Here is a 15,023-nt window from a genome sequence, read left to right as displayed (position 1 = left end):
CACCAAGGTCCAACGCACATCGAGCGGCGATCGTTCCGGTGAAGCTAGGCGGGCTTGGGATAGGCCCAGCCGGCGCCCGCGCCCTTGGCGGCCGCGAACTGGCTGTCGGCCAGGGTCCAGTTGGCCAGGCCGTCGAACCAGGCTTCCAGGAAGCCCTTCCGGTTGTTCTGGTGGTCCAGATAGTAGGCGTGCTCCCAGACGTCGCAGACCAGCAGCGGGGTGACGCCGTCGTGGGTGACGGTGGTGGCCGCGTCATGGGTCGAGATCACCTTCAGCTTGCCGCCTTCGGAGACCAGCCACACCCAGCCCGAGGCGAAGTGGCCGACGCCCTCGGTGACGAAGGCGGTCTTCAGCGACGCCAGATCGCCAAAGGCTTCGTTGATGGCGGCGGTCAGCTCGGCGCCCGGCTGGGTCTTCGTGGGGCTCATCGCGTCCCAGAAGAAGGCGTGGTTCCAGGCCTGGGCGGCGTTGTTGAACACCTTGCCCGGCGCGGCGGTCTTGATGACCTCTTCCAGCGAGCCCTTGTCGTCGCCGTTCAACAGGCCGTTCAGGGCCGTGACATAGGCGGCGTGGTGCTTGTCGTGGTGGAAATGCAGGGTGTTGGCCGACACGGTCGGCTCAAGGGCGTCATAGGCGTAGGGCAGCTCAGGCAGCGTATACATGCTCTCACTCCATGGAACGGCGTTCCCTGGAGGGGAGGATGGGAACGCGACTAAGAACGGGGATCTAGCGCGGCGGTTGCCGGGTTTCCATAAACGCCTTGGCGACAGCCGCCGTCAGCGTCGGATTCTTCAGCGCGAAGACGCCGGCGGCGAGCGCCGCGCCGATCGACAGCAGCGGCCGATCCTTGACGATCTCGACCACCTTCTCGGCGAAACCGAAGGAGTCCTGCGGCGCGGCGCCCTGGCGGGGCGCCTGACGCTGGTCGGCCTTGCGGGCCGCGACCAGTCCGGCGACAGCGACGATCAGGGCCGCCACGGCGGCGACGACAGCGGCGGCGCCGGCGGGGCCCAGATAGGTCTGGACCACCGCGTACAGCGCGAACGCGGCGGCGAACACGCCGACGGCGGCCGCGGCGGCGATCGCCGCCGCCGCAGCCAGCGTCATGAGGGTTCTTTCGAAAATCACCGGTTGTTGTTGCGGCTGCCGGCGATCAGGAGGCCCAGCAGAACGCCGACGCCGAGACCAGCCAGGGTCGCGGTCAACGGACGCTCGCGGACGCGTTCGGTCACATAGCGCTGGGCGTCTTCCAGCTGCTGGCCGGCCGTGTCGCCATAGGCGCGGCTCTGGGCGCGCAGGGTGTCGAGCCCTTCGGAGACCGACTTCTCGACGCGCTTGGCGGCTTCGGCCAGCGACACCTTGGCGGCGGCGGCGGCCTCGATAAAGCTGTGCTCGGCGTGGCTGGCGGCTTCCGCGGCGGCGGCCTTGACGGCTTCGGCGTCCTTGGCGGCGGTCTTCAGGACATTAGCGGACATCGTCTTCTCCGGTTCGCGACACGGCCAACAGAGCGCGCTGGCAATCAAGCTGAGCCCCGTCAACGCGAGGCTGGGGTGGGCGGTTCCATAATAGCGCGGCGACAAAAGCTTCACCACAGCGGAATCATCATCGACACTCGCGCCAGACGCGAAGCGAGTCTATGGTCCGAAGCATGGAGGAACCCCGTTCCGCGCGAAACGCCGAGAAGGACGCCACCGGGACAGCCCCCGGGGAAGCCGCCCGCCTTCGCGCCATGCGCGCCCTGAACGCCTTCGAGGGTCCCTGCGACGATCCCCGCTTCCTGCGCATCGTGCGCCTGGCGGCCCGTCTGTTCGGCGCGCCCCGCGCCCGACTGTTCCTGATCGACGACGCAACGCTGAAGCCCAAGGCCTGCTTCGGCTGCCCGCTGGAGCAGGCGCCCCGCGCCAGGTCGCTGGCGGACCTGGTCATCGCCAAGCGCGAGCCGATCATCTGCGAGAACGCCCGGACGGACGCCCGCCTCGCGGCCCAGGCGCCGGTTCCGTTCGGCTTCCTGGCCTGCGCGCCGGTCATCGATCCCGCCGGCGAGGTGGTCGGCCTGCTGTGCGTCGAAAGCGCCGCCGCCGGCCCGCCCACCGGCCCCGAGGACCGGGAGACGCTGAAAGACCTGGCCGCCCTGGCGATGGAAGAGTTGCTGCGCGACGTCGCCGACGCCCGCCGCGAGGCCGCGGGCCGCAGCCTGGACAGCGAGCGCCTGGCCCTGGCCATCGGCGCCGCCAGCCTGGGCGAGTTCGAGTGGGATCTCGCGCGGGACCTCTACCGCATCAGCCCCCGCCTCTCGAAGATCGCCGGCATTCCCGAAGGCGAGATCCCGGCCGAGGGCGGACAGGCGCTGTTCGCCTACATCCATGCCGATGATCGCGACGCCGTGGACCGGTCGGTCACCGAGCAGCTCAACGCTCGCGGCCACTATGAGGTCGAGTATCGCCGGCCGCCAGATTCGCATGGCCGCACCGAATGGAACCGCGCGGCCGGCGCCATGATGCTGGACGAGGACCACAAGCCCATCCGTCTGATCGGCGTGGTTCAGGACATCACCGGTCGCAAGCAGCAGGACGAGCAGCGCGAGAGCCTGCTGGCCGAACTGGACCACCGCATCAAGAACCTGCTGGCCGTGGTCCAGTCGGTGGCGGCCCAGTCGGCCCGCAAGTCATCCTCGCTGGACGTCTTCCTCAAGACCTTCGCCGGGCGGCTCAAGTCGATGAGCTCGGCCCACGACCTGCTCAGCGCCGCCCGCTGGCGCGGCGCCACCCTGGCGCGGATCGCCGCCGCCGAACTGGGCGGCCTGGCGCCCACCCAGACCCGCTGGGACGGCCCAGAACTGTTCCTGACCCCGCGCGCGGCCTCCGCCCTGTCGCTGACCCTGCACGAGCTGGCCGTCAACGCGGTGAAGTACGGCGCCCTGTCGACCGAGACCGGCAAGGTCGAGGTGGTGTGGCGGCGCTCGCCCGAGGGCGGCTTCGCCCTGGAATGGCTGGAGACCGGCGGTCCGCCCGCCAACGCCCCGACCAAGCGCGGCTTTGGCGCCACCCTGGTCGAGGACGTCGTCGGCCGCGAGCTGGGCGGCCGCGCCCGCATCGAATATCGCCGCAGCGGCGTCAGCGCCCTGATCCAGGCCGCCGCCGAGGCCCTGGCCGACGCCCCACCGCCCGAGCCCGCCCCCGCGGCGGCGCCCGAGCGCATCGTCGAGACCCTGATCGCCGCCGACGAGACCGTGCGGCCCGGCGCCATCGCCGGCCTCAAGGTCCTGATCGTCGAGGACTCCCTGCTTCTGGCCCTTGAGCTGGAAGCGGGCCTGGAAGACGCCGGCGTCGAGGTGGTGGGCTGCGCCGCTGAACTGGGCGAGGCCCTGTCGATGCTGGACCTGGATTTCGACGTCGCCGTCCTGGACGCCGACCTCAACGGCCAGTCGGTGGCTCCGGTGGCCGAGATCCTGCGCCGGCACAACCGGCCGTTCGTCTTCGCGACCGGCTACGCCGACAAGGCCACCCCGATGGGCTTCGACGCGCCCATCGTGCGCAAGCCCTACAACGTGCACCAGATCGCCCGGGCGATCGCGGACGTAACGGGACGGCACTGAGGCCTCTAAATCCTCCCCCTAGCGGGGGAGGTGTCGCCGCAGGCGACGGAGGGGGAAGTGTTGATGACTCGGCGCCGCCTTCCCCCACCGGCCTCCGGCCGCCTCCCCCTTCAGGGGGAGGATCTACGCCCTACAAAACCTTCCGCGCCCGCAGCCCGGCGATCGCCTCGTCGCTGAGGCCCGCCACCTCGCGCAGCACCGCGTCGGTGTGCTCGCCCAGGGTCGGGGCGGTCCAGCGGACGCCGCCGGGGGTTTCCGACAGACGGGGAAAGGCGTTCTGCATCTTCACCTGGCCAAACACCGGATGCGGCACGGTGACGATCGACTCCCGGGCGATGAACTGCGGGTCGGTCAGCATGTCGGGCGCGCGATAGATGCGGCCCGTGGCGATGCCCGCCTCTTCCAGCAGGGGCAACAGCGCCTCGATCTCGTGGTCGGCGGTCCAGGCGGCGATGCGGGCGTCCAGTTCGCCCTGGTGAGCGCCCCGCGCCGCGTGGTCGCGATAGCGGACGTCATCGGCCAGGTCCGGACGCCCCATCAGGTCGCACAGCCGCCGAAACAGGGTGTCCTGGTTGGCGCCGATCAGGATCAGCTCGCCGCTCTTGGTGGGATAGACGTTGGAGGGCGCGATGCCCGGCAGGACCGCGCCAGAGCGTTCGCGGATATAGCCGGTCAGGTCGTATTCGGTGATCAGGTTTTCCATCACCGTCAGCACACTCTCATAGATCGCGGTGTCGACCACCTGGCCCCGGCCGGTGGCGTGGCGCGCATGCAGGGCCATCATCACGCCCAGCGCGGTGTTAAGGCCCGACAGGCTGTCGCCGATCGAGATGCCGGCGCGGGCGGGATTGCGGTCGGGCTCGCCAGTGATGTGCCGCAGGCCGCCCATGGCCTCGCCGACCAGGGCGTAGCCGGCGCGATGCGAATAGGGGCCGGTCTGGCCAAAGCCCGAGACCCGCGCCATCACCAGGCCAGGATTGAGCGCCGACAGCGCCTCATAGCCCAACCCCCAGGCCTCCATCGTGCCGGGACGGAAGTTCTCGACCACCACGTCGGCGGTGGCGATCAGGCCGCGCGCCAGGTCGCGGCCCTCGTCGGTGCGCAGGTCGACGGTCACCGATTTCTTGTTGCGGCCGATCACCGGCCACCAGGGCGACAGGCCCTGTGGCTTGCTGCGGCCCCACTGGCGCATCGGGTCTCCGGCCTTGGGATCTTCCAGCTTGATGACCTCGGCGCCGAAATCGCCCAGCACCTGACCGCAGAAGGGCCCCGCGATCAGCGAGCCCATCTCGATCACCCGAATTCCGGTCAGCGGCGCCTGCGCCATGTCGATCTCCCCCGCGGCTCACGGAACCGTTCACGGCGCCGTGATGTTCTTGTCACCATACGGCGCCGCGCGACGCCGGCCGGAAATCAAATCCTCTAGAGAAACGCGCAGGGAAAGACAGCCATGACCCGCAACATCCTTATCGTCGGCGCCGCCTTCGCCGCGCTTAGCTTCGCCGCCTGCAGCCCCAAGACCGAAGAAACCAAGGGCGCCGCCACCCCGACCGAACAGGCCCAGACCCCGGACGCCAACCCGGCGGCCACGGTGCCGACGCCGGCCGACGAGACCAAGGCCGATGTCTTCGCCATGAAGGCCGCCGCCAGCGACATGTTCGAGATCGAAGCCGCCAAGCTGGCCGCCACGCGCTCGACCAACGTCCAGGTCAAGGCCTTCGCCAAGAAGATGGAAACCGCTCACACCAAGAGCAGCGACGCCCTGAAGACGGCGATCGCGGCCTCCGGCGCGACGATCACCCTGCCGACCATGTTGCCCGAAGATCTGCAGGGCAAGCTGGATGACCTGCGCAAGGCCAGCGATAGCGACTTCGACAAGGCCTATGCCGACAGCCAGGTCGACGCCCATCAGGCGGCGCTGAACCTGCTGCAACGCTATGCCCAGGACGGCGACACCGCCGCCATCAAGGCCTTCGCGGCCGGCCTGGCGCCGACCGTTCAGGAGCACCTGAACATGGCCGAAGGCCTCAAGAAGGGCTTCGTGAACTAAGCCAAAACATCTGAACTTTCAGCATTCCATCACTTGTCATCCCGGAAGCCTCGCAGAGGCTGTCCGGGACCCAGGGGCCGGCGCACTGCGGTTGCCCCTGGGTCCCGGCGCTACGGCCGGGATGACAAGCGTTGTGGATTTGAAAGTGGTGACTACGGAATCGCATAGGCGACGGTGGCCTTGGCCGCCGCCCGCTCGCGCGATTCCGTCCACATCAGGATATCGGCCGTCGCGATGCGGCGGCCGAGCTTGAGCAGAGTGGCCTCGGCGTAGAGTTCGCCGGGCTTGCAGCCTCTCAGGAAATGGATCGTCAGCGAGGTCGTGACCGCCATGGCCACCTCGCCGATATGGGCCAGGATCACGGCATAGGCCGCGGTATCGGCCAGGGTCATCAGGGTTGGACCCGAGATCACCCCGCCCGGCCGAAGTTGGCGGCTGGCGAAGGGCAGCTTCAGCAGCACCCGCCCCGGCTCCACCTCGACGATCAACGGCATCTGCTCCGGATCCGTTTCCGGAAAGGCGCGCCGCAGGAAGGCGTTCAGCGCGTCGGCGTCCATCTGGATGACGCCGGGCGCGCTCATCCCCCCACCTTGATCGTGTTGTCGTCGCCGTTGCGGTCGATGACGGTGTTGTAGGGATCCACGCCCGCGAACTTCGGCGCCCTGTCGACCGTGAAGGTCAGGGTCTGGACGCCCGAGCGGATCATGCGGCGCTCATAGAGCATCACATTGCCGGCCTTGAAGTCCTTCTTGCCGGGCTCGGCGGTGAACAGGCCCACATCCATGGCCTCGCTCAGGGGCGCGGGCGTCTCCTTGCCCTTGCCGTCGGCGTACATCTTCTTGGCCTCGACCGTCAGCGTCACGTCATACCGGCCGTCGGCGCGCTTCTTGGTCGTCGCGGCCTTGGTCTGGATGTCATACAGCGTGATCTTCTCGAACAGGTCGGTGATCAGGGCCTGCTTGTCGGCCGGCGCCTCGGCCCGGATGGCGGCCATGAAGTCCAGCGTCGTGGGATAGGGCGCGCCCTTGAAGGCGTGGTCCCTGATCAGCTTGCGCAGGGCCCGGTTGACCGCCGCCTCGCCGATCTCGCTCTGCAGCCGGTACATGACCAGCGAGCCCTTGCGATAATAGACGTAAGGCTGCTCCTCGACCTTGTAGAGCGGCTGCTCTTCAAGCGGATCGCCGCCCCGCGCGCGCAGATAGCTGTCCAGCTCGAACTTCAGGAACTTGCGGATCTGGCTCTCGCCATACAGGCGCTTCATCACCATCAGGGCCGAATACTGGGCGAAGGTCTCGCTCAGCATGGCGCCGCCCTGCTGGTCGGCGCCGATCACCTGGTGCGCCCACCACTGGTGGCCGATCTCGTGGGCCCCGACATAGGTGACCATGTCGATCTTGGTCGGATCGCGATAGTCGGAGATGAAGAACAGCCCCTCCGACCACGGGATCGTATTGGCGAACGACTGGGCGAACTGGGCGTAATCCGGGAACTCCTGGAACCGCAGCTGGCGGAACTGATAGGGGCTGAACTCGGTCCCCATATAGTCCAGCGAGGCCTTCATCGCCCCCTTCATGCGGTCGATGTTCCAGGGGTGCTGGGCGTCGTAATAGACGGCCAGGTCCACGCCCTTGTAGGTCTCGTGGCTGATCTGGTAGCGGGCCGACTGGATCGAGACGAAGTTCTGGATCGGGGCCTCGGTCACGAAACGCGCGACGCGGCGGTCGCCCTTCACCACGTCGGAAACCTTGTAGCCCGGCGCGATCGGCGTCTGGTCGGCCACGGTGGTGACGGTGATGTCGGACGACACCCAGTCGGCGTCCTTGCGCAGGCCGTTGAACTGCCGCGAAGCAACATCGCCCAGCCTGGCCATGCGGCGCTCGGCGGGCAGGCCATATTTGCGGCGCTTGGCGCGATCCTTCAGCAGGCCGTCGCGCGCCATGCCCAGGATCGGCGCGATCTCCATGTTGTTCAGGAACGTGCCGTTGCCCACCACGCGCGATTCCGCGCCGCTGTTGGGAAAGCCCTTCTGGGCGCGCTGGGTGATGAAGCTCATCTTGCGCCGCTCGCCCGGCGCCATCGGCGTGTCGAAGGCGAAGATGCGATAGTTGAACTTGTCGTAGGTCTTCTTGGACCGGGCGCCCTCGATGGACAGGCCCTTGACCACCAGGTCGCGGTCGAAGCGGACGTGGATTTCCTTGAGGGGCGCCCCCGTGCGGTTCTCCAGAACATAGGAGCCCTTGGTGTCGACGCGCGGCTCGCCCGGATACAGATCGACATCCAGCATCATCGACACGATCTTGGGCTGCGGCGTCTTTTCGAACGGCAGCAGGGTCTTTTCGTAGTCGGCCCGCCACTTCTCGTCGTCGATATTGGTCCGATAGTCGTTCCAGATGTTGGTGTTGACGTAGATGAAGGTCCCCGTCGCCACGAACGCCACCAGGCTGACCGCCAGGGTCGCGCCGGCCTTGCCGGTCATGCGGCGCGGCAGCCGCTGGAGGCGCGGCCACAGCCGGCTCTCGGTTCCGCGGCGCCACAGCCCATAGGCCAGCACCAACAGGATGACGGCGAAGGCGGTCCAGTAGGCGCGCAGCCACCAGGCCCCGATCCAGAACTTGCCCTGGCCGTTCATGTCCGAGAACGGCGTGTCGGTGACCGCGCCGTAATTGTAGAGCTTGTGCTCGAAGCCCAGGTTCGTGAACGTGATGGTGGCGACCATGTAGATCACCATCAGGCCCCAGCCGATGAACTTGTGCGGGCTGATCGCCTGCAGGAACACCGCCAGCACGGCCAGCAGGATCCAGTCCACCGACTGCGGCAGAACGTACCACAGCAGGTACTTGGAAAGCTCGAGGTTGGTATAGCCATGGGCCAGCTGGCTGATGATCGCCGCCAGGACGCTGACAAACAGGGTCGAGATCAGCACCAGCGAGATGGCCAGGGTCTTGGGGCCGACGAAGGCCCAGTCGGGAACCGGCGTCGCGTCGATGATCTCGTGGGTCTTGCGCTCGCGTTCGCGCCAGACCAGTTCGCCGGAATAGTAGATGGCGATGATCATCGGGATCAGGCCGAACGATCCCATCAGCGGCGTCAGCAGCATGCGGGTGACGGGATAGATCACCCCGCCATAGCGGCCGGCGTCGGTGGCGAACCACAGCGAGCCCATGGCGTTGGCCAGGCCCAGGGCCAGCAGCACGAAATAGGCCGGGCTCTTGAACACCTGGCCCATGTCCAGCCGGGTGCGGGCCACCAGCTGGGCCCAGGCGGTCTGGCGATCATGGCGCGGGCTGGCCAGCGGGCCGCTCGGAGGCGGGGGGGCGTCGGCCTCGACGGCGCCGGCCTTGGCCTTCTTGACCTTCTTGTTCCCCGACAGCTCGGCCGACTGCAGCGAAAACAGCCAGTAGGCGGCGGCCAGGAAGGCGCAAGACACCGCCAGGCTGAACACGCGGTTCCACAGCAGCACCCCGGCCAGCGGCGGCGTCACCGTATTTCGCTCGGTGGCGGTCCAGTATTTGGTGATCAGGCCATAGGCCCCGGTGCCCAGGGGCTCCCACAGCGCCGCGCCCTTCTCGAACTCGGGACGGTCCAGGGCGATGCCGGCGATAATCCACAGCACCAGGAAGGCGATGACGCCGACATAGGTCCACATCATCGAGCGGGTCACGGTGGCCAGGGCGAAGAAGATCGCCGAGGTCAGGAAAATCGCCGGCAGGGCCAGGGCGAAATACGAGAAGAGATAGGCTTGGAGGACGTTGGGGCCCAGTCGTTCGGGATCGACCCACGGCATGAACGAGCCGATGAAGATCGCCAGCGGCACGACCAGGAACGAGATCGCCGCCGCCAGGAAGGCCCCGGTGAAGCGCCCGTACAGATAGTCGAACTTGCCGATCCGGGTGGAGCGCAGGATCGGCCCGAAGCCGGTCTCGTCGTCGCGGACCACCACATTGGCCACGAACGCCGTGGTCACGAACATGTAGAAGATCGACAGGATCAGGTGGGTCTGGGCGATCGCGAACGGCGCGTTCTTGTGGATCTGCCCGCCGCCGCCGATGCGGATCTGGTCGATCGTGGCCGCCCCGAAGGTCAGCAGGAAGAAGACGACCGCCACCACCCAGAAGACGGGCGACTTCAGCTGGTAGCGGAGCTCGAAGCCCGCGATCTTGCGAAACATCCGGCTGTCCTCCTACGCCGCGCGGCGGGTGGTGGACAGGGTCGAGAAATAGACGTCCTCAAGGCCGCCCTCGACCGGCGTGAAGCCGGCGCCGGGATCGCTGTCGGCGAGGATGTGAATGACGGTGCGGCCGCCCAGCAGGCGGGTCGAGATGACCTGATACTTGGCCTTGGTCGCTTCGAGCTCGGCCTTGTCGATGGTCTTTCGCCAGACGCGGCCGGTCAGCTGGGTGACCAGGTCGCCCGGGGCGCCTTCCTTGACGATACGGCCGTCGCAGATGATCGCCATGGCCGGGCAGAGGTCTGAGACGTCCTCGACGATGTGGGTCGACAGGATCACCACCACGTTCTCGCCGATCTCGGCCAGCAGGTTCAGGAACCGGTTGCGTTCCTCGGGGTCGAGGCCGGCGGTGGGCTCGTCGACGATGATCAGGCGGGGGTCGCCGATCAGGGCCTGGGCGATGCCGAAGCGCTGGCGCATGCCGCCCGAGAACCCGGCCAGGGCCTTCTTGCGCACGCCCCACAGATTGACCTGATTGAGCAGGCTCTCGACCGTTTCCTTGCGTTCCTTGGCGCCGGCGATGCCCTTCAGCACGGCCATGTGGTCGAGCATGTCGTAGGCCGAGACCCGCGGATAGACGCCGAAGTCCTGCGGCAAATAGCCCAGGGTGCGGCGCAGCAGCTCGGGGGTCTTCAGCACGTCGATGTCGCCGAAGCGGATATGGCCCGAGGTCGGGGCCTGCAGGGTGGCGATGGTGCGCATCAAGGTCGACTTGCCCGCGCCGTTCGGGCCCAGCAGGCCGTACATGCCGCGCGGTATGGTCAGGCTGACCTCGTCCAGGGCGCGAACGCCGTTGCCGTAGACGTGGGTCAGATTCTCGATGATCAACATTCGCGCGCTCACAGCCCCCGCAGAAAGACGCCCAAAATTTTCCATGATCGTCATGACTCGACGACGCGGTCCGGGGCAAGTGAAAGAACATTTAGACGATCATCCGCGCCGGATGATCTCCAACGCGCGATATCACAGGCAGGGTGCTTTTGAAGCGAGCGGTTTGGCGCTAATCAGACGGCATGACGACGTACGCCTTTCCCCCGCCCGCCCTTCCCACGGTCCCGGTCGAGGGCTCCACAGACGTCTTTCCGGTGCGCCGGATCCTCTGCGTCGGCCGCAACTACGCCGCCCACGCCCGGGAGATGGGCGCGGACACGCGTGATCCGCCCTTCTTCTTCGCCAAGCCGGCCGACGCGATCTTCACCATGCCGACGTCCGTGCCCTACCCCTCGGCCACCTCTGATCTGCACCACGAGATCGAGCTGGTCGCGGCGCTGAAGGCCGGCGGCGAAAACCTGACCCCCGAGCAGGCCATCGACCTGGTGTTCGGCTATGCGGTCGGCGTCGACCTGACCCGCCGCGATCTGCAGAACGCCGCCAAGGCCAAGGGCCATCCGTGGGAAGCGGGCAAGGCCTTCGACGCCAGCGCGCCGATCTCGGCCATCCGCCCGATGAGCGGCCTGCCCCCCGAAGGCGCGATCTTCCTGTCGGTCAATGGCGTTGAAAAGCAGCGCGGGGAAATCGCCGACATGATCTGGAACGTCGCCGAGGTGATCGCCAAGGCCAGCCAGCTTTGGCGGCTGGAAGCCGGCGACCTGATCTTCACCGGCACCCCCGAGGGCGTCGGCCCGATCGTGCGCGGCGACAGGGTCGAGGGCGAGGTCGAAGGCGTCGGCAAGCTGTCCTTCACCCTGGTCTAGGAGCGTCCCGTGAAGCTGACCCTGCACAGCGCCTGGCGCGCCAGCGCGCCCTATCGGGTGCGCATCGGCCTGAACCTCAAGGGCCTGGACTATGAGGTCCGCCCCGTCGACCTGGTCTCAAGCCAGCACCAGGGCGAGGCCTATCGCACCCTGAACGCCCAGGCCCTGGTCCCGACCCTCGAAGTTAACGGCCGACGCCTGACCCAGAGCCTGGCGATCCTGGAGTGGCTGGACGAAACGGTCCCCGAGCCCCGCCTGTTACCCGCCGATCCGTTTGATCGCGCCACGGTCCGCGCCATGGCCGAGATCATCGCCTGCGACATTCATCCCGTGAACAACCTGCGCATTCTGCGCGCCCTGACCGGCCTCGGCGTCGACCAGGACGGCCGCGACGCCTGGGCCCAGCGCTGGATCGGCGACGGCTTCGCCGCGCTGGAGCCGATGGTCGCCGCCCACGGACGGGGCTACGCCTTTGGCGACACACCGGGCCTGGTGGATTGCTGTCTGGTCCCACAGGTCTATAACGCCGCCCGCTTCCACGTGGACATGACGCCGTTCCCTGCGATCCGCGCCGCCGTGGCGAAAGCGCTGGACCACCCGGCGATCGCCGCCGCCCACCCCAACCTGCAACCCGACGCCGAGAAGGCTTGAGGAAAAGGCATGCTTGAAGACTTGAAGGCCAACAACGCCGCCTGGTCGAAGGGCAAGACCCAGGTCGACCCGCAGTTTTTCAAGCGGCTCGAAAACCAGCAGAGCCCGGAATATCTGTGGATCGGCTGCAGCGACAGCCGCGTGCCAGCCAACGAGATCGTCGGCCTGGATCCCGGCGAGCTGTTCGTGCACCGCAACGTCGCCAACCTGGCCCCGCCGCAGGACGCCAACTATCTGTCAGTGCTGCAGTTCGCGGTCGACGTGATCAAGGTCAAGCACGTGATGGTCGTCGGCCACTATGGCTGCGGCGGCGTGGCGGCGGCCATCGACGGCCAGCGGCGCGGCCTGGTCGATCACTGGCTGCACCCGATCCGCGAGGTTCACGCCGAGCACAAGCACGAGCTGGACGCCCTGCCCGGCCAGAAGGAAAAGCTCAACCGCCTGTGCGAGCTGAACGTCATCCGCCAGGTGCGCAACGTGGCCTCCGACGTCTTCGTGCAGGACGCCTGGGCGCGCGGCCAGCCGCTGGCCGTGCATGGCTGGGTCTATTCGCTGTCCAACGGCCTGGTGACGGATCTCAATGTCGGGATTTCCAGCCTGGCGGACTATGAGCGCGTGGCCGGCGGGCCTAGCTAGCTCACTAAAACCTGTCATCCCGGCCGAACCCCGGCGAAAGCCGGGGGAAGAGCCGGGACCGCCGGAAGCCCGGAGCTTGAAACGGTCCCGGATCGGCGCGCTACGCGCTTGTCCGGGATGACAAGTGTTGGGCTGCCTACCCCGCCTTGATCCGCACCCGCGCCAACGCCTTGCGCCCCTGCCCGTCCACCACCGACAGCTTGTAGAACCCCGGCGCCGAAGGCCGCCAGACCACCCGGCCGCTGACCGGATCCGCCGACAGCGGCGTCCCCGCCACGTACCAGGTCAGGTCGTCCCCGCCGGCCGCCAGCACCAGCCCGCGCGACCCCGGCCCCAGGGCCTCGACCTGCACCGCCGCGCCGTCGGGCGGGAAGATCAGGCGCGGACCTTCGGTCGCCGCGCGCAGCGTCTGCAAAGCTTGAGGCGCGGACTTCGGCGCGATCGGACGGGGCGCGGCCGTCGGAGCCCCCACAACGTCGGCGACGTCGAACAGCAGCGGCAGGGCCGCGTCCCGCCCGGTCAACCCGCCGCGCGCGCCGCCGTCGGCCCGGCCGGTCCAGACGATGATCGCATAGCCGCCGACCACCCCGGCCGCCACGGCGTCGCGGAAGCCGTAGGAGGTGCCGGTCTTGAAGGCCATGGCCGGGCCGCCCAGGGTCAGGGCAGACGGCGCGCGGCCGCGCGGGGCCGGGGCTTCCCGCAGGATGTCCAGCACCTGCCGCGCCGCCTCGGGCCGGACCATGCGGGTTCCGCCGGACTTTTCCCGCAGGCGCGCATCGGCTTCGGTCCAGGCCAAAGGCTTGGCCAGGCCGCCGTCGCCCAGCGCGGCGTACAGCATCACCAGATCGCGCAGGGTGATCCCCTCGCCGCCAAGCGCCAGGGCCAGGCCCGCCGCCTTCAGCTCAGACTTGGGCCGCGCCAGATGCGCGCCGGCCGCCTCGATCCGGCCGGCGAAGGCCTCGGGACCCAGACGTTCCAGGGTGGCCACGGCCGGCACGTTCAGCGAGTGGGTCAGGGCCTCGCGCACCGTGACCTTGTCGTGGAACACCCGGTCGAAATTCTCTGGCTGATAGTCGGCGAAGCGCGTGGCGTTGTCGGTCAGTTGGGTGTCGGGCGCGACCAGACCGTCATCCATGGCCATGGCGTAGATGAAAGGCTTCAGCGCCGAGCCGGGGGAGCGCAGGGCGCGGGTCATGTCCACCCAGCCGCCCGGCCGGTCGCGCCCCGCCGAGCCGACGGCGGCCCGCACCGCCCGGCCCTTGATTTCCACCACCAGGATCGCGGCGGCGGCGTCCGCCCCCTGCGTGGCCGCGACGGCGGCGGCCATCGGTTCCAGCCGGGCCTGCAGGTCGGCGTCGAGCGTCGAGATCACGCTGGCCTGACTGACCGGCGCGGCCTTGGCCAGTTCGCCGGCGATGTTCCAGGCCAGGGCCGGGAACGGCGCGCGGCGCGGCAGGGGCTCGGCCTCGGCCTCGCCGGCGGCGACCTCGCTCAGCACACGGGCGCGGACCATCTTGTCCAGCACCGCACGCCGGGCATACCGCGCCGCCTCCGGCCGACGGTCGGGCCTGCGGGCCTCGGGCGACTGCGGCAGGGCGATCAGCAGCGCCTGCTCACCGTCGGTCAGGCTGGTCGGCTCATGGCCGAAATAGGCCAGGCTGGCGGCGCGCACGCCCTCCAGATTGCCGCCATAGGGGGCCAGGGTCAGGTACAGGGCCAGGGTCTCGCGCTTGGTCAGCCGCGATTCCAGCTGCACGGCGCGGATCATCTCGATCAGCTTGGAGCCGAGGTTACGCGGGCGCGGCTCCAGCAGGCGGGCCGTCTGCATGGTCAGGGTCGAGGCGCCGGAGGTGGCGCGGCCGTGGACAATCGCCGAGCCCGCCGCGCGGACCACCGCCAGCGGATCGACGCCCAGGTGGCCGTAGAACCGCGCGTCCTCGACGGCGATCAGGCGCTTCTGGAAGGTCTGGTCCGTGCGGTCGAGATCCGCCCGGATCCGCCAGCGGCCGTCCTCGACCGGCAGGGCCCGCAGCCACGCGCCGCGCCGGTCCAGCGCCACGGGCGAGGAGTGGCGGGCGCGGGTCATGTCCGGCGGGAAGACGGCGCTCAGGGTGAAGAGCGCGGCTTGCAGGCCCATGAAGCCGACGAGGACCCGGGTGAATAGCGGAG

Annotated in this window: 13 protein-coding genes; 5 read left to right on the top strand and 8 right to left on the bottom strand. The window is 68.5% G+C overall.

Annotated features, from left to right (window positions below; translation table 11 throughout):
- Nucleotides 1-44: 44 nt before the first annotated feature.
- From ACQY9P_RS08065 to ACQY9P_RS08055, 3 genes are all read right to left on the bottom strand, one after another.
- Nucleotides 45-662 carry a superoxide dismutase gene (locus ACQY9P_RS08065; RefSeq protein WP_421739767.1) on the bottom strand — a complete coding sequence of 206 codons (618 nt, stop codon included), beginning with the start codon at nt 660-662 and terminating at the stop codon, nt 45-47.
- Nucleotides 663-726: 64 nt separating this feature from the next.
- On the bottom strand, nt 727-1,107 hold the full coding sequence (locus tag ACQY9P_RS08060) for a hypothetical protein (RefSeq protein ID WP_421739768.1): 381 nt from the start codon (nt 1,105-1,107) through the stop codon (nt 727-729).
- 17 nt (nt 1,108-1,124) lie between these two features.
- Nucleotides 1,125-1,475: a hypothetical protein gene (locus ACQY9P_RS08055; protein ID WP_421739769.1), complete on the bottom strand. Its 351-nt coding sequence runs from the start codon at nt 1,473-1,475 to the stop codon at nt 1,125-1,127.
- 173 nt (nt 1,476-1,648) lie between these two features.
- Here ACQY9P_RS08055 and ACQY9P_RS08050 point away from each other — a divergent pair, with 173 nt between their 5' ends.
- On the top strand, nt 1,649-3,595 hold the full coding sequence (locus ACQY9P_RS08050; protein WP_421739770.1) for an HWE histidine kinase domain-containing protein: 1,947 nt from the start codon (nt 1,649-1,651) through the stop codon (nt 3,593-3,595).
- A 130-nt stretch (nt 3,596-3,725) separates the two neighbouring features.
- Here the strand turns inward: ACQY9P_RS08050 and ACQY9P_RS08045 are convergent, their stop codons facing one another.
- The gene (locus tag ACQY9P_RS08045; protein ID WP_421739771.1) at nt 3,726-4,922 is read right to left on the bottom strand and encodes a CaiB/BaiF CoA transferase family protein; all 1,197 of its coding nucleotides are present in this window, start codon (nt 4,920-4,922) and stop codon (nt 3,726-3,728) included.
- A gap of 123 nt (nt 4,923-5,045) precedes the next feature.
- Between ACQY9P_RS08045 and ACQY9P_RS08040 the strand changes: the two genes are divergently transcribed.
- The gene (locus tag ACQY9P_RS08040; RefSeq protein WP_421739772.1) at nt 5,046-5,645 is read left to right on the top strand and encodes a DUF4142 domain-containing protein; all 600 of its coding nucleotides are present in this window, start codon (nt 5,046-5,048) and stop codon (nt 5,643-5,645) included.
- Between the two features lie 152 nt (nt 5,646-5,797).
- Here ACQY9P_RS08040 and ACQY9P_RS08035 read toward each other — a convergent pair whose 3' ends face one another.
- The 3 genes from ACQY9P_RS08035 to ACQY9P_RS08025 are packed head-to-tail and all read right to left on the bottom strand — an operon-like array spanning nt 5,798 to nt 10,704.
- Nucleotides 5,798-6,226, bottom strand: a complete 429-nt coding sequence (locus ACQY9P_RS08035; RefSeq protein WP_421739773.1) for a PaaI family thioesterase — start codon at nt 6,224-6,226, stop codon at nt 5,798-5,800.
- Nucleotides 6,223-9,813, bottom strand: coding sequence for a M1 family aminopeptidase (locus tag ACQY9P_RS08030; RefSeq protein ID WP_421739774.1), 3,591 nt, complete (start codon nt 9,811-9,813; stop codon nt 6,223-6,225). Before ACQY9P_RS08030 ends, ACQY9P_RS08035 begins: the two co-directional genes overlap by 4 nt.
- A 12-nt stretch (nt 9,814-9,825) precedes the next feature.
- Nucleotides 9,826-10,704, bottom strand: a complete 879-nt coding sequence (locus ACQY9P_RS08025; RefSeq protein ID WP_421739775.1) for an ABC transporter ATP-binding protein — start codon at nt 10,702-10,704, stop codon at nt 9,826-9,828.
- Nucleotides 10,705-10,886: 182 nt separating this feature from the next.
- Between ACQY9P_RS08025 and ACQY9P_RS08020 the strand changes: the two genes are divergently transcribed.
- The 3 genes from ACQY9P_RS08020 to ACQY9P_RS08010 are packed head-to-tail and all read left to right on the top strand — an operon-like array spanning nt 10,887 to nt 12,854.
- The gene (locus ACQY9P_RS08020; protein WP_421739776.1) at nt 10,887-11,567 is read left to right on the top strand and encodes a fumarylacetoacetate hydrolase family protein; all 681 of its coding nucleotides are present in this window, start codon (nt 10,887-10,889) and stop codon (nt 11,565-11,567) included.
- 9 nt (nt 11,568-11,576) lie between these two features.
- Nucleotides 11,577-12,218, top strand: coding sequence for a maleylacetoacetate isomerase (maiA, locus tag ACQY9P_RS08015; RefSeq protein ID WP_421739777.1), 642 nt, complete (start codon nt 11,577-11,579; stop codon nt 12,216-12,218).
- Nucleotides 12,219-12,227: 9 nt separating this feature from the next.
- The gene (locus ACQY9P_RS08010; RefSeq protein ID WP_421739778.1) at nt 12,228-12,854 is read left to right on the top strand and encodes a carbonic anhydrase; all 627 of its coding nucleotides are present in this window, start codon (nt 12,228-12,230) and stop codon (nt 12,852-12,854) included.
- 136 nt (nt 12,855-12,990) lie between these two features.
- Here the strand turns inward: ACQY9P_RS08010 and pbpC are convergent, their stop codons facing one another.
- The gene (gene pbpC / locus ACQY9P_RS08005; protein ID WP_421739779.1) at nt 12,991-14,991 is read right to left on the bottom strand and encodes a penicillin-binding protein 1C; all 2,001 of its coding nucleotides are present in this window, start codon (nt 14,989-14,991) and stop codon (nt 12,991-12,993) included.
- Nucleotides 14,992-15,023 lie beyond the last annotated feature (32 nt).

The sequence above is a fragment of the Caulobacter sp. genome (genome assembly GCF_965279145.1).
Classification (GTDB): domain Bacteria; phylum Pseudomonadota; class Alphaproteobacteria; order Caulobacterales; family Caulobacteraceae; genus Caulobacter.
This window is presented reverse-complemented; position numbering and strand designations above follow the sequence as displayed.

Coding starts and splice junctions, on each gene's coding strand:
- ACQY9P_RS08065 (WP_421739767.1), bottom strand. CDS start 662: ATGTATACGCTGCCTGAGCTGCCCTACGCCTATGACGCCCTTGAGCCG.
- ACQY9P_RS08060 (WP_421739768.1), bottom strand. CDS start 1,107: ATGACGCTGGCTGCGGCGGCGGCGATCGCCGCCGCGGCCGCCGTCGGC.
- ACQY9P_RS08055 (WP_421739769.1), bottom strand. CDS start 1,475: ATGTCCGCTAATGTCCTGAAGACCGCCGCCAAGGACGCCGAAGCCGTC.
- ACQY9P_RS08050 (WP_421739770.1), top strand. CDS start 1,649: ATGGAGGAACCCCGTTCCGCGCGAAACGCCGAGAAGGACGCCACCGGG.
- ACQY9P_RS08045 (WP_421739771.1), bottom strand. CDS start 4,922: ATGGCGCAGGCGCCGCTGACCGGAATTCGGGTGATCGAGATGGGCTCG.
- ACQY9P_RS08040 (WP_421739772.1), top strand. CDS start 5,046: ATGACCCGCAACATCCTTATCGTCGGCGCCGCCTTCGCCGCGCTTAGC.
- ACQY9P_RS08035 (WP_421739773.1), bottom strand. CDS start 6,226: ATGAGCGCGCCCGGCGTCATCCAGATGGACGCCGACGCGCTGAACGCC.
- ACQY9P_RS08030 (WP_421739774.1), bottom strand. CDS start 9,813: ATGTTTCGCAAGATCGCGGGCTTCGAGCTCCGCTACCAGCTGAAGTCG.
- ACQY9P_RS08025 (WP_421739775.1), bottom strand. CDS start 10,704: ATGTTGATCATCGAGAATCTGACCCACGTCTACGGCAACGGCGTTCGC.
- ACQY9P_RS08020 (WP_421739776.1), top strand. CDS start 10,887: ATGACGACGTACGCCTTTCCCCCGCCCGCCCTTCCCACGGTCCCGGTC.
- ACQY9P_RS08010 (WP_421739778.1), top strand. CDS start 12,228: ATGCTTGAAGACTTGAAGGCCAACAACGCCGCCTGGTCGAAGGGCAAG.
- pbpC (WP_421739779.1), bottom strand. CDS start 14,991: ATGGGCCTGCAAGCCGCGCTCTTCACCCTGAGCGCCGTCTTCCCGCCG.